This is a genomic window from Pseudomonas sp. 9.2(2024) (assembly GCF_039695385.1).
Lineage (GTDB): Bacteria > Pseudomonadota > Gammaproteobacteria > Pseudomonadales > Pseudomonadaceae > Aquipseudomonas > Aquipseudomonas paraglycinae.
In genome coordinates this window covers 453,654-478,255 of the sequence record NZ_CP155585.1, presented here as the reverse complement: position 1 = coordinate 478,255, position 24,602 = coordinate 453,654, and the positions used below count along the sequence as shown (strand labels likewise).

The 24,602-nt window shown below is 60.9% G+C and carries 24 protein-coding genes; 10 read left to right on the top strand and 14 right to left on the bottom strand.

Translation table 11 applies throughout. From position 1 onward, the window contains the following. Positions 1 to 154 precede the first annotated feature (154 nt). Together ABFB52_RS02110 and ABFB52_RS02105 are read left to right on the top strand one after the other, a co-directional pair. Positions 155 to 1,099, top strand: coding sequence for a LysR family transcriptional regulator (locus tag ABFB52_RS02110; protein WP_039764502.1), 945 nt, complete (start codon positions 155 to 157; stop codon positions 1,097 to 1,099). Positions 1,100 to 1,200: 101 nt separating this feature from the next. After that, on the top strand, positions 1,201 to 2,811 hold the full coding sequence (locus ABFB52_RS02105) for an alkaline phosphatase family protein (RefSeq protein ID WP_129973818.1): 1,611 nt from the start codon (positions 1,201 to 1,203) through the stop codon (positions 2,809 to 2,811). Between the two features lie 222 nt (positions 2,812 to 3,033). Here ABFB52_RS02105 and ABFB52_RS02100 read toward each other — a convergent pair whose 3' ends face one another. After that, positions 3,034 to 3,942 (bottom strand): TauD/TfdA family dioxygenase, encoded by a 909-nt coding sequence (locus ABFB52_RS02100; RefSeq protein ID WP_129973819.1) that lies wholly within the window; start codon positions 3,940 to 3,942, stop codon positions 3,034 to 3,036. 180 nt (positions 3,943 to 4,122) lie between these two features. Here ABFB52_RS02100 and ABFB52_RS02095 point away from each other — a divergent pair, with 180 nt between their 5' ends. After that, complete coding sequence (locus ABFB52_RS02095) at positions 4,123 to 5,043, top strand: LysR family transcriptional regulator (RefSeq protein WP_041475105.1); 921 nt, start codon at positions 4,123 to 4,125, stop codon at positions 5,041 to 5,043. A gap of 95 nt (positions 5,044 to 5,138) precedes the next feature. On the opposite strand, the gene ABFB52_RS02090 is transcribed toward ABFB52_RS02095, so the two are convergent. Next, complete coding sequence (locus tag ABFB52_RS02090) at positions 5,139 to 6,152, bottom strand: ABC transporter substrate-binding protein (RefSeq protein WP_011331920.1); 1,014 nt, start codon at positions 6,150 to 6,152, stop codon at positions 5,139 to 5,141. 304 nt (positions 6,153 to 6,456) lie between these two features. Between ABFB52_RS02090 and ABFB52_RS02085 the strand changes: the two genes are divergently transcribed. The 3 genes from ABFB52_RS02085 to ABFB52_RS02075 are packed head-to-tail and all read left to right on the top strand — an operon-like array spanning position 6,457 to position 10,492. After that, positions 6,457 to 8,055 carry an ABC transporter permease gene (locus ABFB52_RS02085; RefSeq protein WP_129973820.1) on the top strand — a complete coding sequence of 533 codons (1,599 nt, stop codon included), beginning with the start codon at positions 6,457 to 6,459 and terminating at the stop codon, positions 8,053 to 8,055. Continuing rightward, complete coding sequence (locus ABFB52_RS02080) at positions 8,052 to 8,867, top strand: ABC transporter ATP-binding protein (protein ID WP_129973821.1); 816 nt, start codon at positions 8,052 to 8,054, stop codon at positions 8,865 to 8,867. The genes ABFB52_RS02085 and ABFB52_RS02080 overlap by 4 nt, the downstream gene beginning before the upstream one ends. 14 nt (positions 8,868 to 8,881) lie before the next feature. Beyond that, positions 8,882 to 10,492 (top strand): arylsulfatase, encoded by a 1,611-nt coding sequence (locus tag ABFB52_RS02075; protein WP_129973822.1) that lies wholly within the window; start codon positions 8,882 to 8,884, stop codon positions 10,490 to 10,492. A gap of 81 nt (positions 10,493 to 10,573) precedes the next feature. On the opposite strand, the gene ABFB52_RS02070 is transcribed toward ABFB52_RS02075, so the two are convergent. Both ABFB52_RS02070 and ABFB52_RS02065 read right to left on the bottom strand, forming a co-directional pair. After that, positions 10,574 to 11,725, bottom strand: a complete 1,152-nt coding sequence (locus tag ABFB52_RS02070) for an integrase core domain-containing protein (RefSeq protein ID WP_074690342.1) — start codon at positions 11,723 to 11,725, stop codon at positions 10,574 to 10,576. A 279-nt stretch (positions 11,726 to 12,004) separates the two neighbouring features. Continuing rightward, entirely contained in the window at positions 12,005 to 13,078 is a 1,074-nt protein-coding gene (locus ABFB52_RS02065) for a fatty acid desaturase (protein ID WP_129973823.1), read from the bottom strand. 100 nt (positions 13,079 to 13,178) lie between these two features. Between ABFB52_RS02065 and ABFB52_RS02060 the strand changes: the two genes are divergently transcribed. Then, positions 13,179 to 14,183: an AraC family transcriptional regulator gene (locus ABFB52_RS02060; protein WP_129973824.1), complete on the top strand. Its 1,005-nt coding sequence runs from the start codon at positions 13,179 to 13,181 to the stop codon at positions 14,181 to 14,183. Positions 14,184 to 14,197: 14 nt separating this feature from the next. Here ABFB52_RS02060 and ABFB52_RS02055 read toward each other — a convergent pair whose 3' ends face one another. The 4 genes from ABFB52_RS02055 to ABFB52_RS02040 form a co-directional block, all read right to left on the bottom strand. Continuing rightward, positions 14,198 to 15,421, bottom strand: a complete 1,224-nt coding sequence (locus ABFB52_RS02055; protein WP_085746305.1) for a type II toxin-antitoxin system HipA family toxin — start codon at positions 15,419 to 15,421, stop codon at positions 14,198 to 14,200. Continuing rightward, positions 15,414 to 15,662: a helix-turn-helix transcriptional regulator gene (locus ABFB52_RS02050; RefSeq protein ID WP_085746304.1), complete on the bottom strand. Its 249-nt coding sequence runs from the start codon at positions 15,660 to 15,662 to the stop codon at positions 15,414 to 15,416. Before ABFB52_RS02050 ends, ABFB52_RS02055 begins: the two co-directional genes overlap by 8 nt. 114 nt (positions 15,663 to 15,776) lie before the next feature. Continuing rightward, on the bottom strand, positions 15,777 to 17,165 hold the full coding sequence (locus ABFB52_RS02045; RefSeq protein WP_129973825.1) for a heavy metal sensor histidine kinase: 1,389 nt from the start codon (positions 17,163 to 17,165) through the stop codon (positions 15,777 to 15,779). Then, positions 17,155 to 17,835 carry a heavy metal response regulator transcription factor gene (locus ABFB52_RS02040; protein WP_129973826.1) on the bottom strand — a complete coding sequence of 227 codons (681 nt, stop codon included), beginning with the start codon at positions 17,833 to 17,835 and terminating at the stop codon, positions 17,155 to 17,157. The genes ABFB52_RS02045 and ABFB52_RS02040 overlap by 11 nt, the downstream gene beginning before the upstream one ends. Before the next feature lie 136 nt (positions 17,836 to 17,971). Here ABFB52_RS02040 and ABFB52_RS02035 point away from each other — a divergent pair, with 136 nt between their 5' ends. Together ABFB52_RS02035 and uraH are read left to right on the top strand one after the other, a co-directional pair. Beyond that, on the top strand, positions 17,972 to 18,454 hold the full coding sequence (locus tag ABFB52_RS02035) for a heme-binding protein (RefSeq protein WP_129973827.1): 483 nt from the start codon (positions 17,972 to 17,974) through the stop codon (positions 18,452 to 18,454). A gap of 16 nt (positions 18,455 to 18,470) precedes the next feature. Next, entirely contained in the window at positions 18,471 to 18,881 is a 411-nt protein-coding gene (gene uraH, locus ABFB52_RS02030; protein ID WP_007952813.1) for a hydroxyisourate hydrolase, read from the top strand. Between the two features lie 124 nt (positions 18,882 to 19,005). Here uraH and ABFB52_RS02025 read toward each other — a convergent pair whose 3' ends face one another. Continuing rightward, complete coding sequence (locus ABFB52_RS02025; protein WP_129973828.1) at positions 19,006 to 19,689, bottom strand: Crp/Fnr family transcriptional regulator; 684 nt, start codon at positions 19,687 to 19,689, stop codon at positions 19,006 to 19,008. 85 nt (positions 19,690 to 19,774) lie between these two features. On the opposite strand from ABFB52_RS02025, the gene ABFB52_RS02020 reads away from it, so the two are divergent. Next, positions 19,775 to 20,299, top strand: a complete 525-nt coding sequence (locus ABFB52_RS02020) for an Mpo1-like protein (RefSeq protein WP_102687463.1) — start codon at positions 19,775 to 19,777, stop codon at positions 20,297 to 20,299. Between the two features lie 123 nt (positions 20,300 to 20,422). Here ABFB52_RS02020 and ABFB52_RS02015 read toward each other — a convergent pair whose 3' ends face one another. The 5 genes from ABFB52_RS02015 to oscA form a co-directional block, all read right to left on the bottom strand. After that, a complete protein-coding gene (locus tag ABFB52_RS02015; RefSeq protein WP_102687462.1) occupies positions 20,423 to 21,412 on the bottom strand; it encodes a sulfate ABC transporter ATP-binding protein in 990 nt (329 codons plus the stop codon). A 3-nt stretch (positions 21,413 to 21,415) separates the two neighbouring features. Beyond that, a complete protein-coding gene (cysW, locus tag ABFB52_RS02010) occupies positions 21,416 to 22,288 on the bottom strand; it encodes a sulfate ABC transporter permease subunit CysW (protein WP_011331905.1) in 873 nt (290 codons plus the stop codon). Positions 22,289 to 22,301: 13 nt separating this feature from the next. Continuing rightward, positions 22,302 to 23,120 (bottom strand): sulfate ABC transporter permease subunit CysT, encoded by an 819-nt coding sequence (gene cysT, locus ABFB52_RS02005; RefSeq protein WP_007952818.1) that lies wholly within the window; start codon positions 23,118 to 23,120, stop codon positions 22,302 to 22,304. A 70-nt stretch (positions 23,121 to 23,190) separates the two neighbouring features. Then, entirely contained in the window at positions 23,191 to 24,204 is a 1,014-nt protein-coding gene (locus tag ABFB52_RS02000) for a sulfate ABC transporter substrate-binding protein (protein ID WP_085746296.1), read from the bottom strand. Between the two features lie 132 nt (positions 24,205 to 24,336). Further along, a complete protein-coding gene (oscA, locus tag ABFB52_RS01995; RefSeq protein WP_007952821.1) occupies positions 24,337 to 24,519 on the bottom strand; it encodes a sulfur starvation response protein OscA in 183 nt (60 codons plus the stop codon). Positions 24,520 to 24,602 lie beyond the last annotated feature (83 nt).

Genomic DNA, 24,602 nt, shown 5'->3' with positions numbered 1-24,602 from the left:
TGGTCAAAAAACACGCAGACATCTTCCGTGCCGCATATTCTTTTAAGTTATTTATTTATGTTTTTACAAAGATTTACTGCATAAGAGATTGCCTTTATAAGGAGTCGACCTAATGCATATCCAATGCATTTCCCGGATATTTTTTATGTGAAAAATGCATATCGACTTGCGCCAACTCAGACACTTCATCGCCCTCGCCGAACAACGCAGCTTCGTCGCGGGCGCGCAGGCGGTGAACCTGTCGCAGTCGGCATTCAGCCGCAGCATTCAGGCGCTGGAACACAGCGTCGGTTGCCAGTTGGTGGATCGCGGACGCAAGGAATTGCCGCCGACCAAACAGGGCCAGGTGCTGCTTGAACACGCGCGGCGACTGGTCAGCGGTGCGCAGCAGATGGCCAACGAGATCAGCCAGTTCAACGGATTGGAGGCGGGGGAATTGCGCTTCGGTTGTGGCCCGGCGCCAGCGGCAGGATTGATCCCCCGAGCGATCGGCAGCTTCATCGGCCGCTACCCGAAAGCGCGGGTGCATTACCAGGTCGATGACTGGCAGAGCCTGAGCAAACGGCTGCTGAGCGAAGAGTTCGAATTCTTCGTTGCCGACACTCGGCACTTCGAGGCAGATCCGGATTATCTGACCCACCGGTTGAGGCCGCGCAAATGGCATTTCTGCTGCCGCGCCGGGCATCCGCTGGCCGCATCGGATCGGGTCACCGCCGAGCAATTGATGAGTTATCCACTGGCCGTCAGCATTCGCCCGCCAAACCTGCGCAAGGTCATCGTTGACCTCAGTGGTCGCCCGGATTTCGTTCCGAACGTGGAGTGCGAGAACAGCGCCAGCCTGCTCGGCGTGGTGTTGCGTTCGGATGCGATCGGCATCGTCGGCGCCTATTCGGATGCACTGCATCAGGCCCGGGGTGAGCTGGTGTGCTTGAAGGTCGAAGGGTTGGCGGATGATCTGGAGGAGCTTTACACCCGTTATGGAATCGTCAGCCGCGCCGGGTATCGGTTGTCACCGTTGGCCGAGGCGATGATCGAGCAGATCAAGGCGATCGATGCGGTGGATGAGGAGGTGTGCTCACTGGCGAACCTCGCCGTCTGAGCCCATGCGTTTCATGCATGGCAAGCATTCCCCGAATGCACTTGCCGAACACCCTCGCCGAAAGCGAAAAACCTCGCCTGTCTTTCTGACTGGTGAACCCCATGTCCAACCCGCAAAACCCTGTGCGCAACGTGCTGTACATCATGTGCGATCAACTGCGCCGCGATTACCTGTCCTGCTACGGCCACCCACACCTGCACACCCCGAACATCGATCGCCTGGCTGCGGCCGGCGTGCGCTTCAGCCGTGCCTACACCCAAGGCACGATTTGCGGACCGTCGCGGATGTCGGCCTACACCGGGCGCTATGTCAGCAGCCATCAGGTGGCGTGGAACGCCGTGCCGCTGCCGCTGGAAGAACTGACCATCGGCGATTACCTGCGACCCCACGGCATTCGTACTGCGCTGGTCGGCAAGACCCACGCCACGGCCAATGTGGACGCCTTGCAGCGGTTGGCGATCAACCCCGAAAGCGCCCAGGCCGAAGTGCTCAATGAAGTCGGCTTCGAGCCGTACTTTCGTCACGACGGCATCTTCCCCGACAACCCGCTGTTCGATGACAAACGCGAATCCGCGCCATACACCCACTACCTGCGCGAGCAGGGTTTCGAAGGGCGTAACCCCTGGCATGACTGGGCCAACGCGGCCGAAGGCGACAACGGCGAAATCCTCAGCGGCTGGAAAATGCGTAATGCCCATTTGCCGGCACGAATTCCCGAGCAACATTCAGAGACTGTCTACACTACAAATCGAGCCATCGACTTCATCGGTGAGCAAGGTGAAAAACCGTGGTTTTTACACCTGTCCTATATCAAACCCCACTGGCCCTACATTGTACCGTCGCCGTACCACACTTTGTACAGTACGAAATCGATTCTCGAACCGGTACGTAATGCCTCTCCAAGCGACCACCCGGTCTATCAGGCCTTTCGCCAGCATGAGGAAAGCCTGAATTTCTCCAAAGATCCGGTACGACTGAACGTGATCCCGACGTACATGGGCCTGGTCAAACAGGTCGATGATCAGTTGGGGCGGCTGTTCGATTTCCTGCAAAGCAACGGCCGCTGGGAGGACACGCTGATTGTGTTCACCAGCGATCACGGCGACTTCCTGGGCGATCACTGGCTGGGCGAGAAGGAGTTTTTGCTGGAGCAGGCGGTGGGCGTTCCATTGATCGTGCGCGACCCGCGTGCGGCGGCGGATGTCACACGGGGCACCGTGGACGAGCGACTGGCGGAAACCATCGACGGCGTGCCGACCTTTCTCGACGCGCTGGGCGTTACGGGGGCCGAGCATCGCCTGGAAGGTCGCTCGCTGATTCCGCTGCTGCACGGTGAAAATCCTGACTGGCGCCGCTATGCGATCAGCGAATACGACTACGCCTTCCAGGCCCCGGCACGGGAGCGACTGGGCCAGCCGATCGACCGTTGCCGCATGACCATGGTGCGCAGTGAACGCTGGAAATACCTGGCGTACGACGGCTTCCGGCCGCAGCTTTTCGATCTGTTGAATGACCCGCAGGAGCTGCAGGATCTGGGCGCGGACCCGGCGTATGCGGCGGTGCGCGAGGAGCATGCGGGGTATCTGTTCGAGTGGGTGCGCGGGTTGAAGCGGCGCACGACGATCAGTCATCAGGAGATTGATTTGCGCGGGCAGCGGTTTCGCTATGGGGAGCCCGAGACCGAGAAGCTCGTTCAGATTGGCGTTTGGTAGTGATCGAGCGAAGGCAAGAGCAAGAGCCCCCTCACCCTAACCCTCTCCCGGAGGGAGAGGGGACTGACCGCGGGATATTGGTGATTTGCGCTGACCTGTATGAGCTTTGCTGAATCCATAATCGACTTGATCCTTCAGGTCGATGTATGGCGCCAGACATCTCGGTCAGCTCCCTCTCCCTCCGGGAGAGGGCGGGGGTGAGGGGCTTTTGATCTTCTGCTCTTACTCACGCCCTTTGATGGTCTGGCTACGCTGCCCATTCGCCCCGACCGGCACTTCCCCTTTGAGCGTCACCCGACGCACCACCCGATCCTGAGTGCCGTAATCATCAATCGCATAATGCTGCGTCGAACGGTTATCCCAGATCGCCACATCACCGGCCTTCCAGCGCCAGCGCACGACGTTCTCCTGGCGGATCACATGACTTTGCAGCAAGCCGAACAGGTGCGCCGAATCGGCCTGGGAATAACCCTTGATGCGCTTGACGAAATGCCCCAGCAGCAGGCTCTTTTCGCCGCTGATCGGGTGCACACGCACCACCGGGTGCTCGGTCTCGTAGACGGTCGAGGTGAAGATCTTGCGATAGCGCTCAAGCTTTTCCGCCGACACGTCCGGCTTCACGGCGGCGTAGTCATATTCGTTGCTGTGCACGGCCACCAGTTTGTCTGCCAGCTCACGCAATTCAGTCGGCAGTTCGTTGTACGCGGTCGCGGTGTTCGCCCACAGCGTGTCGCCACCGAACGCCGGGGCCACCACCGAGCGCAGGATCGAGGCTTTCGGGTAGGCATCGACGAAGGTCACGTCGGTGTGCCACGAGTTGGCGCGCTGCCCTTCGGCGCCGTCCAGTTCCAGCAGATAGCGGGTGCCCTCGCGGGATGGCACGGTCGGGTGCGCTACGGGCTCGCCGAGCAGATGCGCGAAGGCTTCCTGACGTTGATCGTCGAGCTGGGTCTGCTCGCGAAAGAACACCACCTTGTACTGGATCAACGCCTGTTGAATGGCTTCAACCGTCGCGGCATCCAGCTCACCGGACAGCTGCACGCCACGGATTTCGGCGCCGATACGGCCGGCCACCGGATGAACGTCCAGCGTGTGGACAGCGGGTTTTACAGCGAGTGCGGCATTGCTCATGGGTAGACCCTCATCGACTGCTTGCGGTTGGACGGCAGCGAAACAACGCTCTATCTATATTCCATTTACATCTAATAGATATTCACATGCTTCGTTGACGGAATAAGAGCTTGCATTTAAAACCTCAAGCAACCTCGTCGCAAATGCCTTCGAGCTATTTTTAGGATGCCGGAAAAGCATATGGATCTTCGCCAGTTGCGCTACTTCATCGCCCTCAACGAACACCGCAGTTTTGTCCGCGCAGCCGACGCCATGGGCATCACTCAACCGGCATTCAGCCGCAGCATTCAAGGGCTGGAGCAGGAGTTCGGCTGCGTGCTGGTGGATCGCGGCAACAAGGATCTGCGCCCGACGCCCGAAGGCCAGGTGGTGCTTCAGCACGCCCTGACCCTGGTGCAGGGCGCGGCATTGCTCAGCGCCGAGGTGACGCAGATGACCAAGCTCGACGCCGGCGAACTGCACTTCGGTTGCGGCCCGGCGCCGGCAGTGAAACTGGTGCCGGACGCGGTGGCGCAATTCATCAATGCGCACCCGAAAGTGCGCACCTGTTTTCAGGTGGATAACTGGGAAAAACTCAGCCGCGCCCTGAGCCGCGAGGAGATCGAATTCTTCATTGCCGACATCCGCCATTTCGAGTCCGACCCGAACTTCCAGACCCAGCCGCTGACGCCCAAGCGCGGGGTGTTTTTCTGCCGGCCGGGGCATCCGCTGCTCGCCAAGGAAAGCCTGTCGACCAACGACATGTTCGACTACCCGCTGGCGACCACGCTGATCCCGCCAGGCATTCGCAAACTGCTGGCGAATCTCAGCGGGCGGATCGATTTTTCACCGACCATCGAGACCGAGCATTTTCCGGCGCTGGTGAAAGTGGTGCTGCAATCCAACGCGATTGGCGTTGGCACCGAAGAGGCGTTTGTCGAGGACATCGCCCAGGGCTCGCTGGCGCTGCTGCACTGGCGCAACCTGCCGCAGAACCTGGAGAGCATGAATGCGCGGTGCGGGATCGTCAGCCGCACGGGATTCCGCTTGTCGCCGGCGGCGCGGGCGATGATCGAGACGCTGGTGGCGGTGGATAAACAGGCGATCAGCGTCGCGGTCTGAGGTCGTCATCGCCAGCAGGCTGGCTCCCACATGAAAATGAATCCAATTGTGGGAGCCAGCCTGCTGGCGATGAGGGCTGTTCTGACGCTAAAAATTCAGAGCTTCGCAGCCGCCAGCTCAGGCGCGACCCACTCGTTCACCTTGAACGGCTTGCGGATCAGCTTCTGCTGCGCCGCCAGGTCCACCTTGCCCTGCAGGTTTTCGAGGAACAGCGGGTCCAGTGTCGACGGGAACACTTCGCTCAGGTTCTGATCCTTCAGATCCTGGGTCAGGATCACCGGCGGATAGCTCGCCAGCCCCGACACAAGCTGCACATAGGCGTCCTTGTTGCTGTCCTGCGTCAACCACTCCACCGCCTGCTGCTGCGCCTTGAGCAGTTTTGCCACGGCTTCCGGATGCCCATCGACAAACTTGCCGGTACCCACCAGCACCGACTGCACACTGCCGGCGCCACCGAGGTCTTTGGTGTTAAGCGGCAACTCGGCCAAGCCTTTGGCCTGCAATGCAGTCAGCCCGGAGCTGCCCCACGACGCATCGATCTGCTTCGCCGCCAGCGCCGCTACCGCTGCGTTGAAATCGAGGTTGATCACTTTCACGTCCTTCTCGCTCAGGCCCACGCTGGCCAGCGCCGCATCGAACGACAACTGGGTCGCGGTGCCCCGGAAGATCGCCACGCGCTTGCCTTTGAGATCCTGCAGCGTCTTGATCCCCGAACCCGGCACCACGCCCAGGTATTGCTTCACACCCCGGGCGCTGGCGCTGAGCAGGCGCGTATCCAGACCGTTGGACTTGCCGATGATGGCCGCCAGATCTCCGAGATAGGCCAGATCCACCTGACCGTTGGCGAACGCCTCGTTGATCACAGGTCCGGCGCCCTTGAAGAAGCTCCACTGAATCTTGATGCCCTGATCGGCGAAAGCCTTTTCGAAAATCTGCTGATCGCGCAGCACGTCCACGATGCCCCCGCCGCTGTGCTGGGTACCGGCGCTCAGATCAGGCACGGCAATCCTGATTTCCTTGAGCTCGTCGGCCTGGGCAGAGAACGCCAGCAGACCCGCCAGTGCCGGCGCGGCAAACAGACTGATGACACGTTTGAAGGGAAGGTTCATGGGTGCGGCTCCTGATCACGGCGGGCATTGAGGAGCCGAAAGTAGGCGCAATCCGTATCAGCGCTTAAATACTTAAAAAGCACATTTTTATAGCTTTTCAAGCTAAGCCAGCAAAGTCGGGACATGCAGAGCCGTATGCATGGAGAGCATCGAAAATATTCTTCGAATGCATTGGATGCGCGCAGGGCTGGAGGCCTTAAATGGCGCTGCTTATCTCCAAAATGATTATTTTCTAACTCACTTATAACAATTGGTTTTTAGCTAATTCCGCTGACTCGATCCAACCCGACAACGGAGGTCACCCATGGCCCGTGAATCCCTGCTCAGCCTGCCACTGGCCGCACCGCCGTTGAAAAGCCGGCGTACCTGGCCAAGCCTGAGCCACCGCGTTTTACCCTGGATATTACCGCTCGGACTGTTCGCCCTGTGGTGGCTGGCGGCGCGCAATCAATGGATGAGCGAACAGATTCTGCCGGCGCCATCGCTGGTGTGGAACAGCGCGATCGAGCTGTCCCAGGGCGAGTTGTGGAGTCATTTGTGGATCAGCCTGCAACGGTTGTTCTGGGGCTTGCTGGCGGGCGTTACCGCCGGCGCGGTACTCGGTGCGGCGCTGGGTTTCAGCCGTCGTCTCGAACGCTTGATCTTCCCGACTTTCGCCGGCCTGGCCCAGGTGCCGACGCTGGCGTGGATTCCACTGTTCATGGTGTTTTTCGGCATCGGCGAAACGCTGAAACTGGTGGTGCTGATCAAGGCCATCGTGGTTCCGGTGACCTTGCATACGCTGGTCGGCGTGCGCGATGCGCAACCCAAGCTGCGCGAAGCCGCCGCTGTTTTACGTTTGCCTCCACGACTGTTGATCCGCCGACTGGTGCTGCCCGCCGCCCTCCCCGCATTCATGGCCGGCGTACGCTTGGCGCTCGCCGCTGGCTGGACTTCATTGCTTGCCGTCGAGCTGCTGGCCTCCAGCGAAGGCATCGGTTACCTGATGGTCTGGGCGCGACAGCTGTTCATGCTCGACATCGTCTTCGTGTGCATCGTCGTAATCGGCCTGATCGGCGTGGCGATGGATCGCGGCATCGGTCTGCTGGACAAAAAACTGGTGCACTGGCCGCACCCGGCCACGGCAGAAATCCGTCGCGGCCCACGCTACGAAGGCTGGCAACGCGTACAGCCGTGGCTGCTGCCGCTGGCGCTGTTTGCGCTGTGGCAACTGGCGGTCGATCAGCAATGGATCGATGCCAACATTCTGGTCAGTCCGTGGGTGGTGCTTGAGGCGACGAAAAACGGATTGCTCGACGGCACGTTGATCTCGGGCATGGCCCTGAGCCTGGGCCGCACACTAGGTGGTCTGTTGATTGGCGGCGGCCTCGGCCTCGTGCTGGGTTTGCTGCTGGGTCTGTCGCGCACCAGCGAACGCGTGCTCGGCCCGACCCTCGCCGCCCTGCGCCAGATCGCGATTTTCGCCTGGGTGCCGCTGCTCACCGCCTGGTTCGGTCTAGGCGAACTGGCGAAGTGGGTGTTCGTCGCCCTCGCCGCTTTCTTTCCATTGTTTGTCGCGACTCAACGCAGCGTCGCCAACCTCTCGCCACAACTCAACGAAGCCGCGCAGGTCCTGCGCCTGAGCCTCGGCCAGCGCCTGCGTCGACTGGTATTGCCGGGCGCCGCGCCGGGGATTTTCGCCGGCTTGCGCCTGAGCCTGATCTACGCCTGGCTCGGCACCATCGGCGCCGAATACTTCATGCCGTCCAACGGCGGCATCGGCAGCCAGATGATCGGCGCCCAACAACTGCTGCGCATGGACCTGATCATGGCCGGGATGCTCCTGGTCGGCCTCACCGGCGCCCTGCTCAACCTCATTGGCCAACGCCTGGAAATCCGCGCCACCCGCTGGAGACACGCATGAACGCACCGATTGTCAGCTTCAACCATGTAGGCAAATCCTTTGACGTCGACGGTTTCGAACTGGAGGCGATTCGCGAATTCAACCTCGACATCGCCGAGGGCGAATTCGTCGCCATCGTCGGCTCCAGCGGCTGCGGCAAATCCACCCTGCTGCGTTTGCTGGTGGGCCTCGACACGCAGTTTCGCGGGCAGATCACGGTCGATGGCAAAGCCGTCAGCGGCATCGGCGGCGAGCGCGGCATCGTGTTTCAGGAGCACCGTTTGTTCCCGTGGCTGACCGTAGCCGACAACATCGGCCTGGGCCTGGTCAACGAGCCGCTGAGCGCCGCTGAAAAGCAGCAACGCGTCAACGATTTCATCGAACTGGTGGGCCTGCGCGACTTCACCCGCGCCTACCCGCATCAACTCTCCGGCGGCATGGCCCAGCGCGTGGCGATTGCTCGCGGTCTGGTGGCGAGCCCACGGATCCTGTTGCTCGACGAACCCTTCGGCGCCCTCGATGCGCTGACCCGCCAGCAGATGCAGGACGAACTGCTGGCGATTCGCGAGCGGGCAAAGATCACCACGATTCTGGTCACCCACGATGTCGAGGAAGCGATTTTCCTCGCCGACCGCGTGGTGGTGATGGAACCGCGCCCCGGCCGGATCAAGCGGGTGGTGGACATCGCCCTGCCCCATCCGCGCCAGCGCAGCAGTTTCGACTTCCACCAGTTGCGCGAAGAACTGCTGCACGAGCTGACCAGTGACGACCATTACCAACCGAGCGCACCGGTGCAGATCCGTGATCTGCCGTTGTCGTTCATTGCCTGCTGAACAGGAGCCTGTTGATGCCGCAACGTCCCAACTTTCTGGTGATTCTGGCCGATGACCTCGGTTTCTCCGACATCGGCGCGTTCGGCGGCGAAATCGCCACGCCGAACCTCGATGCCCTGGCCAACAATGGCCTGCGCCTGACCGATTTTCACACTGCACCAACCTGTTCGCCGACCCGCTCGATGCTGCTCACCGGCACCGACCACCACATCGCCGGCATCGGCACCATGGCCGAAACCCTGACCCCGGAGCTGATCGGCAAACCGGGTTACGAAGGCTATCTCAACGACCGTGTCGTCGCGTTGCCGGAGTTGCTGCGCGAGGCCGGTTACCAGACCTTGATGAGCGGCAAATGGCACCTGGGCCTGACCGCCGAACTGGCGCCTCACGCCCGAGGCTTCGAGCGCTCGTTCTCGTTGCTGCCCGGCGCGGCGAACCACTACGGATTCGAACCGACCTACGATGAACACACGCCCGGCCTGCTGAAATCCACCCCGGCGCTGTACATCGAAGACGACACGTTCATCGACGAATTGCCCAAGGATTTCTATTCCTCCGACGCTTTCGGCGACAAGCTGTTGCAGTACCTCAAGGAGCGCGACCAGAGCCGGCCGTTCTTCGCCTACCTGCCGTTTTCCGCGCCGCACTGGCCGTTGCAGGCGCCCGCCGACATCGTCGAAAAATACCGTGGCCGCTACGACGCGGGCCCCGAAGTCTTGCGCCTCGAGCGTCTGGAAAAACTCAAATCGCTTGGGCTGATCGAGCCGGATGTCGAGCCGCATCCGCTGATCCAGCTGACCACGCAATGGGACGCGCTGAGCGATGAACAAAAACGCATTTCCGCCCGGGCGATGGAAGTCTACGCAGCGATGGTCGAACGCATGGACTGGAACATCGGCCGCGTCGTCGACTATCTGCGCCAGCAGGGCCAGCTCGACAACACCTTCATCCTGTTCATGTCCGACAACGGTGCCGAAGGCGCGCTGCTGGAGGCCTTCCCGAAATTCGGCCCGGAGCTGGTGACCTATCTGAGCCAGCATTACGACAACAGCCTCGACAACATCGGACGCGCCAACTCCTACGTCTGGTACGGGCCGAACTGGGCGCAGGTGGCCACCGCGCCGTCGCGCCTGTTCAAGGCGTTCACCACCGAGGGCGGGATTCGCGTTCCGGCACTGTTGCACTATCCGCAGCTGCCGCTGAAGGGGCAGATCAGCCATGGTTTCGGCACGGTGATGGACATCACGCCGACCATCCTCGATCTGGCCGGCGTGCGCCATCCCGGCAAGCAATGGCACGGCAAACCGGTGGCACAGTTGCGTGGTAAATCGTGGCTGGGCTTTTTGTCTGGCGAGACGGCGCAGGTGCATGACGAACACACCGTTACCGGTTGGGAATTGTTCGGGCGCCGGGCGATTCGGCAGGGGCAGTGGAAGGCGGTGTGGATCCCCGGTCCAGTCGGGCCGGCGACCTGGCAGCTTTACGACCTGGGGAGTGATCCGGGGGAGATTCATGACCTGGCGTCGAGTCAGCCGCAGAAGCTTGAGGCGCTGATCGAGCATTGGCAGCGGTATGTGGAGGAGACCGGGGTGATTTTGAGTGAGTCGCCGTTTCAGCCGGATTGAGGTGGCAAGATCAAGAGCTGCCCTCACTGTAGAGACCGGTACATCCTTTACACATTAGACCGGGGACATCGTTTACACCTTTTACAGGCTTGATACGCGGTTGGCACCGCGCTCAAGCCTGCCTAAACAGAAGTTGCAAAGGTACAGCTCCCACACGTCATCAGCCACTTCCTTCAGCGCGATGTCCTCGCCGATCAGCGCCTCGCCCAAAAACATTCGTTGCCCCTTCCACTTGAACTCGCCGTTCGAACGAACCTTGCGTACCTCAACCTCAGGGCCATATTCGACCGCGGGCAAGTAGCCCGGATACGGGCGCAACGAAGGTCTGTATACGGAAGCCGGCGGTTTCATGCCCAGTGCGGTGTGTGGTCGATCATGGTTGAAGTCCTGAACGAACTCTTCAAAGGCCAGCTGCTGGCGTACGAGATTTTCCGCAGGTGTTCGCAGTACCGCTGCTTTGAGGGTGCGGTGCATCCGTTCGTGTCGACCGTTCTGGTCAGGACGCCCTGGTGTGATTGTCTCGATATGGATGCCATGCCTGATGAACCAGACGGACAGCTTCGACAGCCGCGCCAAACCGGTCGATGCGAAAGGCGCCCCGTTATCTGTGCGGATTACGTCCGGCAATCCAAACTCCCGGAAAGCCCATTCGAATCCCTGTCGCGTCGGCTCGCTGTGCGTGCCGGGCAACGCCCGGCAGAGCAGCAGATAGCGGCTCATCTGATCGGTAATGGTCAGCGGATAGCACCAATTGCCGTCCTGCATCCTGAACTGCCCTTTGAAGTCGGCACACCAGGTCTGGTTGGGTTCATCGGCCGGGCGTAAATGCGTCGGAGCACGCGGGCGCAAAGGATAAGGGCGCCGCGCAATGACCAAGCCAGCCTTCTTCAACCACTCACCAGCAGTGCTCGCGGCCGGCCATGGGATCTGTGGATCGGACTTTCGCAGGCGATCAATGATCTGTTTGGGACCTCGATCCGGATGCTCGTTTTTCTTGGCCAGCAATGTGGCGATGATTTCATCCGGGGTTTGATGAGGGCAGTTCAAAGGCTTGCGGGATTGCTCTTTCAAGCCATCCACACCGAGCGCTGCATACCGATCCAGCCACTTATCGACGGTTGGCCGGCTGACCCCATAACGCCGGCTCAATTGGCTCTTGGTGTAGCTGCCACTGAGCCAGTCACTGACTAATTTCACTCGTTGATCCATCGGGGACTCTTGATTCCAGGGCATGGTCAGCACCTCCTGACCATGATTGATACCTGTAAACCATGTCCCCGGTCTCAAACGTAAAGGATGTACCCGGTCTTTACCCACCCCAGCCCTCTCCCGGAGGGAGAGGGAGCCTACCGAGGTGTCTTTCGCTATACATCGACCTGAAAAAACCAGTCGACTATGGATTCAGAACAGTTCGTTCACGTCGGCGTACTTCCCCAATATCCCCCAATCAGTCCCCTCTCCCCCCGGGAGAGGGTTAGGGTGAGGGCTGGATCTCCAGCCGAAAACACAAAGTCAGTTCACCTCGATCGCCTTACCCGCCAACCCTTCATTTTCCTTGCGAACAAACCTGTTCGCCCGCCCAAACGTCCCGAAATCGTTGAACCGAACCCCCATCTCCCGCATCACCTTATGCGCCACCGGCACCGTCAACTGGCGAATGTAAAACGGCTCCCTCACCACGAAATGATGAATCCCGTGACTGCTGCCGAAATTGAAGCAGAACGCCTGCAAAGGCCACAGCCACCAAGGATTCAGCACCTGACATTGCTGAAGCACATTACCCGGCTCCACATCCCCGTAGTAATGCATGTTCGAACTGATGAAGTGCAGGCAGAAAGTGCGCAATACGTTCGGGCCAATGATCACCACGGCGGCGATGTCGATCACCTGCATCACCGACAACGTGGTCGCCGACCATTCGATCGGCGAGCCCATCAGGTAGGCGATGCCATTGGCCCCATGGAACCCGAGAAACACATACCACGCCCCCCAATGCACCAGCGCCAGCGGCGCGTAGACCTTCAAAGTGCGTTTGATGATGCTGAACTTGTGCGCCCAGGTCTTGGCCCGCAGCATGCGGATGAACGCCGACATCACGTTGTCGCCGACCATCAGCAACCGCGCGAAACCCCAAGGCTCGCCATTGGTGATCGCCCGTTCTTCCATGTCGGTTTCGGTACCGGACACCTTGTGATGATTGAGGTGCAGATGGCGGCGGATCCACGGGTTGATCGTGCTCGGCCGCGCCAGCCATACCAGGCCCATCATCAGGTTGTGCGGCACGCGCTGTTTGCGGAAATACATGCTGTGGATCAGGTCGTGTTCGAGTTCGTGGGTCAGCGAAGCGAAAAACGCGTTGAGCAACAGGCATACCCACCACGCCAGGTGCCCGCTGATATACAGCGCCGCCGAACCGATCATTCCGGCCAGAGCAAAGGCGAGAATCCCGGCGCCGAGTGCATCCTGATGCTTGAGAATCGGGTAGCGCTCGCGCAGTTCCACGCCCTTGGCCAGCACCACTTCGCGAATATGCGCTGATCGCTGGGCAGCATTGTGTCGCTGGGGACTTGCAGAAGTACGGTCCATGCTTCCATCCTCTGGTTATTGATGTTCGCATCCTGCCCCGCGCGGACTCCAAACGCGGTAGCCGAGAACGCCAACCTGTTGACCGGAAGCGCCAATCAGCATGAAGGAACCGACTTCTCTCGCTAGCTGGACCCGTGCCCTGCGCAAGCAACTCGACGCGCTGGGGCTGGACAGCACTGCCCTGTGTCAGCAGGCCGGGCTCGATCCGCAACTGATGGACGACCCGAACGCCCGCTATCCGTTGTCCGCCACCACGCGTCTGTGGGAAATCGCGGTGCAGGTCAGCGGCGATCCGGCAATCGGCTTGCGGGTGTCGCGGTTCGTCAGCCCCACCACCTTTCACGCACTGGGCTATGCGTTAGTGGCCAGCGGCAGCCTGCGGGAAGTGTTCGAGCGGATCGTGCGTTATCACCAGGTGGTCAGCGACGCGCTGGAACTGGAGCTGACCCGCACCGAAGACCGCTATCGGTTTCGCCTGAAAATTCCGGCCGACAACCCGGCGCCCGCCTTCGAGGCCATCGACGCGTTTGCCGCGATCTACGTGCGCACCTGCCGCAATCGCCTGGGTCGCGACTACGCACCACTGGCGGTGTACCTGCGCCGCCCGGAGCCGGCCGATGCGCATCAGTGGCACAAGGTGTTCCGCTCGCCGGTGCATTTTTCCGCCGAAGAAGACCGCATCGAATTCGCCCTCGCCGACTTCGACAGTCACCTCGACGACGCCAACCCTGAACTGGCCGAGCACAACGAAGCAGTGCTCAAACGCACCCTCGCCCAACTCAAGCCGCTGACCTGGGAGCGCAAGGTGCGCGACGCCATCGAAGAACAACTGCCCGAAGGCGAACCCAGCGCTGAACGCATCGCCCAGGCCCTGCACCTGAGCCTGCGCAGCCTGCAACGGCACCTGGCGGACGAGGGTTGTCGCTTCGACACCCTGCTGAATGAAAGCCGCGAGAACCTCGCGCTGCTGCACCTGCGCGATCCGCAATGCTCGCTGAGCGAGGTCAGTTATCTGTTGGGATTTGCCGATACCAGCAGCTTCAGCCGCGCGTTCAAACGCTGGACCGGGATGACGCCGGGGCAGTTTCGGGATCAGTTGCGCTGAGCGCACATGGGCATTCAACCCTTGGTCAGACTGCGTTCAATCCCGGACTCCCACTGCTCGATCATTGCCGTACCCACCTCGGCGAATGACTGATGGGTTCGGCAATGCTCGAGCATTTCCGCCATCGCCGTCTGCATGCCATGAACAACCTGCTGCAGTAGTTCATTGCACCGGCCTTCAGTGAGATTGCACGCCGTACGGCCGAAGCGGATGAGCGCCTTCTGCTTGGGCCATGCCTTCGACCCGCCCAGCAGCAAGGCCAGGCTGTCGTTCCTGATGTAAACCGATGTGGTGATGATGTCGTAAGCCGGGGCCAGCCGGATCGAAGCCTGCGCACCGCATTGGTCATACAGCACACCGAAGTTCTTCAGGTGCGCATCGCCATTTTTCAGTCCCGCCGACAGCGCTACGATCTTGAAAAAAGCTTCCAGCGCCTGACTCAACAGCGCAGGCGAAACAAAGGCCTTGATCTGTCGGGCAGCGCCTTCGTAAGAACCATCGTATTTGGCTCTGGAAGGCCAGCCATTGAGTACGCAGAAGTCCTCGAAACCCAGATAGCCGTGCTCAATCAGGTCAAAACGCTCGACCACCAGAAATTTGCCCTGCTCACTCAATTCAAACTTTGGCACTTCAAGTCCGCTAAGCGCTGCGGCGCGCATACAGAAGTACTCGTTGGTCGCCAGCTCGGGAAACTCTTCGGGACGGAAGGCTTTGACCAGATGTGTGGAGCCTCGGTGAGTCAGGCGATCAACTGCTGCCGCACTGTCGCGCACCAGAACTTTGGGCTGTACGCCCGAAACCCCGGAGTATTGGCCGTACTTCTGTAGCAAATCATCGAACAATCCCTGGGCACCGTCATGCACCAAAAGCTCGGCCAATGATGTTTCGGGCTGACGCTCGGTTGCCGACTCGCTGGTAATCGCCAGCCGTCCCAACTGATGCGGTCCGACGATAGCGAGCAAGGCGAAATCATCAAAACCGCGCACTGCTTTACTGAAGCGTCGAACCAGCTCATCGCGCAGCGCGCCTTCCGGCAGATTCATTTCGAAGACGGGATGAATGCCCCGCTCCCAGCCGTAGCTCTCCAGCCGGGTCGGCATTGTCAGCGACACTGCATTCTCGTCGATGGCGTCCTCGCGATAACTGAACACACTGTCCATGCCCGGCTGCCCTCGACCGAGCGTTCCGACCGGGCTATCAGCGACTGTGATGTGCAAGCGATCTGTCGGCTCAGTCATGGAAATTGACCTTCTGCAACGCGTCGAGTGTCGGGCGTTGCGCTCTCACGGGAACCGCCGTCAGCTCATAGCCAAAGCCGTTGAGGATCGCCTCGACTTTGCGCAGACCAATTTCAGAAATCGTATTGTTTTCGATACCCGAAATGGTGGCGCGGCTCATGCCGTAACGTTGCGCCAACGCCTGTTGCGAGAGTTTTTGCGCTTTGCGCAGAGTTCTGATCAGTTCGCCCAACTGTTCCATGACACACCAGTGCATTATATACAGTGCAATAAATCGTAAATAAAGAAATATGCATCGCATTTGATGCCAATTCAGGGCGAGTCTAGCTCAGATGAAACGGCATGTGCGGGTCGATTAGCGACTGGTTACAAATCCAAGCTCAAAAACCGTACCCGTTGCATCACTGCTGACCCGCACCCGGCCCCCATGCAACTGCATGATCGACTGCACGATTGCCAGTCCCAATCCGCCGGAGTCTCCTGGCTCCGCGCGGGACGGGTCGACGCGGTAGAAACGGTCGAACAGTTTGCCCAGATGCTCTTCTGCGATGACCGGGCCAAGATTGTGGACTTGCAGCCAGCACATGCCCAGCTCATCCCGCCGGCGCAGGCTGATGACCGAGCCGGCGTCGGCATGGCGTACGGCGTTGGCCAACAGGTTGCCCAAGGCGCGTTGCAGCAGTTGCTGATCCGCCAGCAATTCTCCGCTGAGCGTGTTTTCGAGGCGGATTTCACGGTCATCGGCCAATGCCTCGAAGTAGTCGCACAACTCATCGCCGATTTCGTGCAGTTCCAGCGTGCGCAGATCGAGCGCTCGCTCAGCCTGCTCGGCGCGGGCGAGAAACATCAGGTTTTCGGCCATGCGCTTGAGCCGTTCGAACTCTTCCATGTTCGACGCCAGCACTTCCTGATACTCGGTGCTGCTGCGCGGATAATTCAGTGCCTGGCCGTTGCTTGCGAGCAAGGTGTGCAGCGGCGTGCGGATTTCATGGGCGAGGTCGGCGGAAAACTGTGAGAGGCGCTGGAAGCCGTCGTCCAGCCGCACCAGCATGCCGTTCAGCGCGTGCACCGGTTCCAGCAATTCCGCTGGCGTGCCGGCGGTGGGGACGCGTTGGTCGAGGCTGCGCAGGTCGATGCCGCGCAGCGCTTCACTCAGCTTGCGCAGAGGCCGCAAACCACGGCGCAACAGCACCAGACCCAGCGTGAAGGCGAGCACGGCACCCAGGCCGACGGCCAGATACAAGCGCAGGCGATAGCTGCCGAGCATCTGCTCGCGCTCGCTCAAGACCTTGCCGGCGATCACGGTCAGTGCTTCGCCGTTCGGCCCTTGAGCCTGACCTGACAACAAGGCCAGTTCGACACCGTCCGCCGCCTGCCAGGTCAGCACATCGCGGCGTTGCGGCGGTTGATCCCGGGGGATGGCCTGCAAGGACGGCAGTGCGCGTTGGCGAGGGTTGATCGTGATCACATTCGAGCCGTCCGCGCGCTGCACCAGCAGCAGACTGTCGAGGTTGCCGAGCATGTTCTGGTACAGCCGTGGCCGCGCCTGCAAGGCGTCGAGGCTGTCGCTGTCGGCGAGCAGCGCGCGCACCTGTTCCAGACGACCGAGCAACGCCATGTCGTCGCGCCAGGCGATTTCCGAGGCCAGCGAGCGATACAGGAACACGCCAATCGCACTGAGTACCAACGCACAGACGGCGGCGAACGCCAGGGCCAGGCGCCAGGCGATGGATCTAGCGCGCATCGTCGGGCGCTTCGAGTTGATAGCCGACCCCGCGCACGGTGTGGATCAGCTTAGGCATGTACGGATCATCGACTTTCGAACGCAGCCGGCGCACCGCGACTTCGACCATGTTGGTGTCGCTGTCGAAATTCAGGTTCCACACTTGCGAAGCAATCAGCGTACGCGACAGCACTTCACCTTGGCGGCTGGCGAGCAAATGCAGGAGGGCGAATTCCTTGTTGGTCAGGGCGATGCGCTGGCCGCCACGGCTGACCCGGCGGCGCAGCACGTCGATTTCCAGGTCGGCGATGTTGTACGACTCGGCCTCGCGCATCGGCCCGCGCCGCAACAACGTGCGCACCCGCGCGAGCAATTCGGCGAAGGCGAACGGCTTGAGCAAATAGTCATCAGCACCCAGTTCGAGACCGCGCACGCAGTCTTCGATGGCGTCCTTCGCTGTCAGGAACAGCACCGGCGTGGCGCCGCGCTGGCGGATCAGCTGGAGCAATTGCCAGCCGTTAAGGCCCGGCAGCATCACGTCGAGGATGATCAGGTCATATTCCTGCTGCTCAATAAAGTAGCGACCGTCGAGGCCATTCAGCGCCACGTCCACGGCAAAACCCGACTCACCCAGCCCTTTGGCGATGAAATTCGCGGTTTTGGCTTCATCTTCTACGACCAGCAAACGCATGGCACACCTCGATTGATCAGAGGCACAGGCTAGGCCCCTTCGCCGCCGTTGCCCATTACAAACTTGTAATCCGACTGACGAGGTTTCGACGGGGACCGGCGGATAAGGTGATGGCCTTCGCTTATGGAGCCTGCCCATGTTTGCTAAATACTTGATCGCCAGCCTGGCAATCAGCTTCGGCACTGCCGCAATCGCCGCACCTGAGCTGCCCCGTCACGCCGATCTCGATCTGAAAACCGCACGGCTGCTGGCCGACACGGCGCTGGAAAACTGCACCGGCACGGTATCGGTGCTCGACCGTGGCGGCAACCTGCTGGTGACCTTGCGCGGCGACGGTATCGGCCCGCACAACACCGTCGCCAGCCAACGCAAGGCCTACACCGCGCTATCAACGAAAACCCCGACCCGGCTGTTCGCCGAGCGTGCCCGCAGCAACCCGGAAACCGCCAACCTCAACACCCTCGATGAGCTGTTGTTGCTCGGCGGCGGCATCCCGCTGTTCGCTGGCAAGGAACTGGTCGGCGCCATGGGCGTGGCCGGTTCCGGCGGCGGCGAGCAAGACGAGAACTGCGCGATCAAGGCTGCCGACATCGTCGGCCTTTCCATCAACCGTATTTGAACCCAGGAGCATCACCATGACCCCACTGCGCATGACTTTTGCCGCGCTCGGCCTGAGCGCTTTTTCGAGCCTGGCGCTGGCCGCCGGCAATCCGCTGAGCGTGCATGTACTCAATCTGGAAAACGGCCTGCCATCGCCGGGCATCAACGTGACGCTGGAGCGCCATGTCGGCCAGGACTGGCAGCCGCTGGCGCAGGGCACCACCAATGAACAGGGGCGGATCGCCGAACTGTTCCCGGCGAACAAACCGTTCGAGGCGGGTGAATATCGAGTGGTGTTCAAGACCGGCGAGTACTTCGAGAAGACGAAGCACGAGACGTTTTTCCCGGAGATTCCGGTGATCTTTAAAGTGAAGCAGACGGATCAGCACTATCACATTCCGTTGCTGCTGAGCCCGTATGGTTTCTCCACTTATCGCGGTTCATAAGAAGGTCGCAAGACTCCTTGTGGGAGCTAGCCTGCTAGCGATTAGATCTGTGAGCCACCTCGATGTTGGCTAATCGACCGCAATCGCTAGCAGGCTAGCTCCCACAAGAGATTGTCGGTGTCTTTTAGAGGGTCGCCAGCGCGCGCAGTCGCACAGCGTCGAGGATTTCGATCTCGCCATAACTCAAGCCGATAATCCCCTGCCCCTGCAACTCCTTGAGAATCTGGTTGGTGGTCTGCCGCGACAGCGACAGCATCGACGCCAGCTGCTCCTGGGGCAGTTGCAGCGCCCGGCGTGGCGGATCGAGTTCGCCGTAGCCTTCGGCGATCATCAGCAAGCGATGGGCCAGTCGCGCCGGGGCCGGCAGCAGGCTCAGCTGTTCGAGATTGATGAAGGTCAGGCGCAGTTTGTGGCTCATCAACAGAGCGAGATGCCGCCAGTAGACGGGTTGCTCGTCGAGCATTTTCAGCAGCGTGGCCTGGGGAATGTTCAGCAAGGTGCAAGACCCGACCGCGTAGGCATCGTGGGTGCGGGGCTGGCCGTCGAACAGGCAGATTTCGCCGAACCAGTGCGGCGCTTCCACCAGGCTCAGCAACGCCTCCTTGCCCTGCTCGCTGACCGCGCCGATACGCACCGCACCATCGAGCACCGCGTACAACCCGCACGGCGCATCACCGCGCTGGAACAGCCGCTGCCCCGCCGACAGCCGCCGCTCCCGGGCCGCTGCCAGCAGACTATCCTGAAAGGACGAAGGCAGATGACTGAACCATTGCCCGGTCAGCAGGCGCTCGCGCCAGACCTTATCCATGCGTTCTCCTAAAGACTGTCGCCTGCCTGACAGAGCGAGCCGTGAACCCGGGGCATGATTCGATCACCCTACAGGAGGAACAACAATGAAAAGCCTCGTCGATCATTTGAGTCAATACGCCGCTTACCACCGTGACCCGCGCAACATCGCCAGCCACTTTATCGGGATTCCGCTGATTGTGGTGGCGGTGGCCGTGCTGTTGTCGCGGCCGGAATGGTCGGTGGGCGGATTGTGGATCTCCCCGGCGGTGATCGCTGCCCTTGCTTCGGCGTGGTTTTACCTGCGTCTGGAACTGAAGCTCGGGGTTTTGATGACCGTGTTGATGGGGCTATCGGTCTGGGCCGGACATGTATTGGCGCAGCAGAGCACCATGGTCTGGCTCAGCAGCGGTCTGGCGATGTTCGTGATCGGCTGGGCGATCCAGTTTGTCGGGCACCACTATGAAGGGCGCAAACCGGCGTTTGTCGATGACTTGAGCGGACTGATTGTCGGGCCGCTGTTTGTAGTGGCCGAGCTGGCGTTCATGCTCGGGATGCGGCATGAGCTGAAAGAGCAGATCGAGGCGCGGGCGGGTGTGGTGCGGGTCAATCCGAATCGTGCGGCTGTCTGAACCACTGCCCGGCTCGCTCGTTCCCACGCTCTGCGTGGGAATGAATCCCGTGACGCTCCGCGTCACAGTGGATGCGGAGCGTCCATAGCGGCGTTCCCACGCAGAGCGTGGGAACGAGCGAGATCAAACGTTGGCGACTTTCTGCCAGACCTTCGGCTTGAAGAACAACGTCTCACCTTTCGCCAAACCGGTCAGGCTGTCGTGGTCCTTCACCACTTCCGCCTCGATCAGATCGCTCTGCCCCTCAACCTTCAACGTCACCCGCGTGGTCGCGCCCAGCGGCCGGATATCGCGGACTTCAGCGGCGTGGTGATCCTCCAGCTCATGCCGCGACAGCGACACTTCGTGCGGACGGAACAGCACGTGATTGTCATCGCCCAGATGCAGGCGGTTCGAATCGCCGAGGAAGTGATAGACGAAATCGCTGGCCGGGTTTTCGTAGACGTCGCCCGGTGAGCCGATCTGCTCGATCACACCTTTGTTCATCACCACGATGCGGTCGGCCACTTCCATCGCCTCTTCCTGGTCGTGGGTCACGAACACCGAGGTCAGGTTGATGTCTTCGTGCAGGCGCGCCAGCCAGCGGCGCAGCTCTTTGCGCACCTTGGCGTCGAGGGCGCCGAACGGCTCGTCGAGCAGCAGCACTTTCGGCTCTACCGCCAGGGCGCGGGCCAGGGCGATACGCTGACGCTGGCCGCCGGACAGTTGCTCCGGATAACGATCCGACAGCCAGTCCAGTTGCACCATGTTCAGCAGCTCGTGGACCTTGGTCGCGATCTGGCTTTCAGTCGGGCGCTGGTTCTTCGGCTTCATGCGCAGGCCGAACGCGACGTTGTCGAACACCGTCATGTGGCGGAACAAAGCGTAGTGCTGGAACACGAAACCGACATTGCGATCCCGCACGTCGTGGCCGGATACGTCTTCGCCGTGGAACACGATGTTGCCGTTATCCGGGGTTTCCAGACCGGCAATAATGCGCAGCAACGTGGTCTTGCCGCAGCCCGACGGGCCGAGCAGCGCTACCAGTTCACCGCTGTGGATGTCCAGGCTGATGTTGTCCAGCGCCTTGAACGCATTGAAATTCTTGCTGACGTTACGCACTTCGATCGACATGAATTATTCCTCCGCGGCGCTGGCGCGCAGGCGGTTGATACGGTTTTCGCTCCACTGCTTGAGCAGCAGGATGAAGAGCGCCAGGATCAGCAACAGGCTCGCCACGGCGAACGCGGCCACGTGGTTGTATTCGTTGTAGAGGATCTCGACGTGCAGCGGCAAGGTGTTGGTCACCCCGCGAATGTGCCCGGAGACCACCGACACCGCACCGAACTCACCCATGGCCCGCGCGGTACACAGCACCACGCCATAGATCAGGCCCCATTTGATGTTGGGGACGGTCACGTGCCAGAACATCTGCCAGCCGTTGGCGCCGAGCAGACGCGCGGCTTCCTCCTCCTGAGTGCCTTGTTCCTGCATCAGCGGGATCAGCTCACGGGCCACGAACGGCACAGTGACGAAGATCGTCGCCAGCACGATGCCCGGCAGGGCGAAGACGATCTGGATGTCGTGATCCTGCAGCCACGGCCCGAACAGGCCCTGGGCGCCGAACATCAACACGTAGACCAGACCGGCGATCACCGGCGATACCGAAAACGGCAGGTCGATCAGCGTCACCAGCATGCTCTTGCCGCGGAACGAGTACTTGCTCACGCACCACGCGGCGCTGACACCGAACACCAGGTTCAGCGGCACCGACACCAGCACCGCGATCACGGTGAGTTTCAACGCCGACAAGGCATCCGGTTCAAAGATCGCAGTGAAGAACGCGCCGAGGCCGTTCTTCAATCCCTGGGACACCACGATGAACAGCGGCAGCAGCAGAAACAGGAAGAAAATCAGCCAGCCGAGGCCGATCAGGATCCGCCGCGAAGTGGCACTGCCACGGCGGGCGGCGTTGGCCGAGGAAGCGGCCGCAATAGACGATTGGGACATGGTTCGCGCCTCCTTATGGGGTTTCGATGCGCCGCTGCAGCAAGTTGATCAGCAGCAACAGGACGAAGGAAACCACCAGCATCAACACGCCGATGGAGGTAGCGCCGGTGTAATCGTACTGGTCGAGCTTGACCATGATCAGCAGCGGCAGGATCTCGGTTTTCATCGGCATATTGCCGGCGATGAAAATCACCGAACCGTACTCGCCGACGCCACGGGCAAACGCCAGTGCAAAACCGGTCAGCCAGGCCGGCAACAGCGCCGGCAGCAGGATGTGACGGAACACCTGCAATGGTTTGGCACCGAGGCACGCCGCGGCTTCTTCGACTTCACGCGGGATGTCGGCCAGCACCGGCTGCACCGTGCGCACCACGAACGGCAGGGTCACGAAGGTTAGCGCCAACGTGATCCCAAGCGGGGTGTAGGCGATCTTGAAACCGAGGTCAGCGGCGAACTGCCCGACCAGCCCGGTCGGCGTGTACAGCGCCGTCAGCGCAATACCGGCCACGGCGGTCGGCAGGGCGAACGGCAGATCGATCATCGCGTCGATCACCTTGCGTCCCGGGAACGTGTAGCGCACCAGCACCCAGGCCAGCAACGTGCCGATGATGCCGTTGATGATCGCGGCGCACAGCGCGGTGCCGAAGCTCAGCTTCAATGCGGCGAGAACGCGGGGCGCGGAGATGATCGTCCAGAACTGATCCCAGGTGAGTTGGGCGGCGTGGACGAACATCGCCGCCAGCGGGATAAGCACAATCAGGCTGAGGTACACCAAGGTGTAGCCCAGCGTCAGCCCGAAGCCGGGTATGACGGGGGAGATACGACGCGACATAAAAGTCCTTGGTTTGAGAACGCGCAAAGCCCCGAACATAAATCCGGGGCTCGTTTTAGGCTATTGAAACTTACTGCGCCTGATAGATCTGGTCGAACACGCCTCCGTCGTTGAAGAATTTCGGCTGTGCGGTTTTCCAGCCGCCGAAGTCCTTGTCGATGGTCACCAGCTCCAGTTTCGGGAACTGCTGGGCGTACTTGGCGGCCACGTCCTTGTCACGCGGACGGTAGAAGTTCTTCGCCGCGATTTCCTGGCCGGCCGGGCTGTACAGGTGCTTGAGGTAGGCTTCGGCGATCTGCTCGTTGCCCTTCTTCTCGGCGTTCTTGTCGACCACCGCCACCGGTGGTTCGGCGAGGATCGACAGCGAAGGCACGACGATGTCGAACTTGTCCTTGCCGCCGTCTTCTTTCAGCGCCAGGAAGGCTTCGTTTTCCCAGGCCAGCAACACGTCACCCTGACCGTTGTTGACGAAGGTGATGGTCGAGCCACGGGCACCGGTGTCCAGAACCGGAACGTGCTTGAACAGGGTCTGTACGTATTCCTTGGCTTTGGCTTCGTTGCCGCCGTTGGCTTTCAGGCCGTAGGCCCACGCCGCGAGGAAGTTCCAGCGCGCACCGCCGGAGGTTTTCGGGTTCGGGGTAATCACCGAGACGTCGTTCTTGATCAGATCGCCCCAGTCCTTGATGCCTTTCGGGTTGCCCTTGCGCACCAGGAATACGATGGTCGAGGTGTACGGGGTGCTGGCTTCCGGCAGACGCTTCTGCCAGTCAGCCGGCAGGGTCTTGCCGAGCTTGGCGATTTCGTCGATGTCGCCGGCCAGGGCCAGGGTCACGACATCGGCGCGCAGACCATCGATCACCGCACGGCCCTGCTTGCCCGAACCGCCGTGGGATTGCTGGATCTTCACGGTGTCGCCGGCGTGCTCCGACTGCCAGTACTTCACGAACTCGGCGTTGTAATCCTGATACAGCTCGCGCGTCGGGTCATACGACACGTTGAGCAGTTCGTAATCCTTGGCAACCGCGGAACCGGCAAACACAGCACTGGCCAGGGCGGCCAAAGCGTAACGGCGAATCGACGACATGGTGAAAGCTCCTGGAATTCTTGGTGGTGGCTTTTTCTTATGGATTGCTGGAATCGGGTTGCTCATTCAACGACCGCAGCCTGTGGCAGCTTCTGCCAACAGCTCCCCGCAGGAGCTGCCGCAGACTACGAATCAGGCCGGTTTGTTACCCGGTTGCTGCAGACGGAATTTCTCTTTGCGTTCGATCTGGACCACCTGGGCGTTATGCACAGTGATTTCCACCGCGCCGAAACGCAGGTCGCGCAAGGCGCTCTGGATTTCGCGCAAAATGGTGCTTTCGTCCTGACCGTCAACGCTACGCAGGGATGCGCTCATGGTGCTGCTCCTTTGTATGGGATATGCCTGGCAGTGGGCGGCACTGCGTTCGGCGTGGGAGCAATATAAGAGAGCTTTGGATA

Bases quoted from the DNA above. Each gene is read 5' to 3' on its own strand.
- ABFB52_RS02110 (WP_039764502.1), top strand. From the start codon at position 155: ATGCATATCGACTTGCGCCAACTCAGACACTTCATCGCCCTCGCCGAA.
- ABFB52_RS02105 (WP_129973818.1), top strand. From the start codon at position 1,201: ATGTCCAACCCGCAAAACCCTGTGCGCAACGTGCTGTACATCATGTGC.
- ABFB52_RS02100 (WP_129973819.1), bottom strand. From the start codon at position 3,942: ATGAGCAATGCCGCACTCGCTGTAAAACCCGCTGTCCACACGCTGGAC.
- ABFB52_RS02095 (WP_041475105.1), top strand. From the start codon at position 4,123: ATGGATCTTCGCCAGTTGCGCTACTTCATCGCCCTCAACGAACACCGC.
- ABFB52_RS02090 (WP_011331920.1), bottom strand. From the start codon at position 6,152: ATGAACCTTCCCTTCAAACGTGTCATCAGTCTGTTTGCCGCGCCGGCA.
- ABFB52_RS02085 (WP_129973820.1), top strand. From the start codon at position 6,457: ATGGCCCGTGAATCCCTGCTCAGCCTGCCACTGGCCGCACCGCCGTTG.
- ABFB52_RS02080 (WP_129973821.1), top strand. From the start codon at position 8,052: ATGAACGCACCGATTGTCAGCTTCAACCATGTAGGCAAATCCTTTGAC.
- ABFB52_RS02075 (WP_129973822.1), top strand. From the start codon at position 8,882: ATGCCGCAACGTCCCAACTTTCTGGTGATTCTGGCCGATGACCTCGGT.
- ABFB52_RS02070 (WP_074690342.1), bottom strand. From the start codon at position 11,725: ATGCCCTGGAATCAAGAGTCCCCGATGGATCAACGAGTGAAATTAGTC.
- ABFB52_RS02065 (WP_129973823.1), bottom strand. From the start codon at position 13,078: ATGGACCGTACTTCTGCAAGTCCCCAGCGACACAATGCTGCCCAGCGA.
- ABFB52_RS02060 (WP_129973824.1), top strand. From the start codon at position 13,179: ATGAAGGAACCGACTTCTCTCGCTAGCTGGACCCGTGCCCTGCGCAAG.
- ABFB52_RS02055 (WP_085746305.1), bottom strand. From the start codon at position 15,421: ATGACTGAGCCGACAGATCGCTTGCACATCACAGTCGCTGATAGCCCG.
- ABFB52_RS02050 (WP_085746304.1), bottom strand. From the start codon at position 15,662: ATGGAACAGTTGGGCGAACTGATCAGAACTCTGCGCAAAGCGCAAAAA.
- ABFB52_RS02045 (WP_129973825.1), bottom strand. From the start codon at position 17,165: ATGCGCGCTAGATCCATCGCCTGGCGCCTGGCCCTGGCGTTCGCCGCC.
- ABFB52_RS02040 (WP_129973826.1), bottom strand. From the start codon at position 17,835: ATGCGTTTGCTGGTCGTAGAAGATGAAGCCAAAACCGCGAATTTCATC.
- ABFB52_RS02035 (WP_129973827.1), top strand. From the start codon at position 17,972: ATGTTTGCTAAATACTTGATCGCCAGCCTGGCAATCAGCTTCGGCACT.
- uraH (WP_007952813.1), top strand. From the start codon at position 18,471: ATGACCCCACTGCGCATGACTTTTGCCGCGCTCGGCCTGAGCGCTTTT.
- ABFB52_RS02025 (WP_129973828.1), bottom strand. From the start codon at position 19,689: ATGGATAAGGTCTGGCGCGAGCGCCTGCTGACCGGGCAATGGTTCAGT.
- ABFB52_RS02020 (WP_102687463.1), top strand. From the start codon at position 19,775: ATGAAAAGCCTCGTCGATCATTTGAGTCAATACGCCGCTTACCACCGT.
- ABFB52_RS02015 (WP_102687462.1), bottom strand. From the start codon at position 21,412: ATGTCGATCGAAGTGCGTAACGTCAGCAAGAATTTCAATGCGTTCAAG.
- cysW (WP_011331905.1), bottom strand. From the start codon at position 22,288: ATGTCCCAATCGTCTATTGCGGCCGCTTCCTCGGCCAACGCCGCCCGC.
- cysT (WP_007952818.1), bottom strand. From the start codon at position 23,120: ATGTCGCGTCGTATCTCCCCCGTCATACCCGGCTTCGGGCTGACGCTG.
- ABFB52_RS02000 (WP_085746296.1), bottom strand. From the start codon at position 24,204: ATGTCGTCGATTCGCCGTTACGCTTTGGCCGCCCTGGCCAGTGCTGTG.
- oscA (WP_007952821.1), bottom strand. From the start codon at position 24,519: ATGAGCGCATCCCTGCGTAGCGTTGACGGTCAGGACGAAAGCACCATT.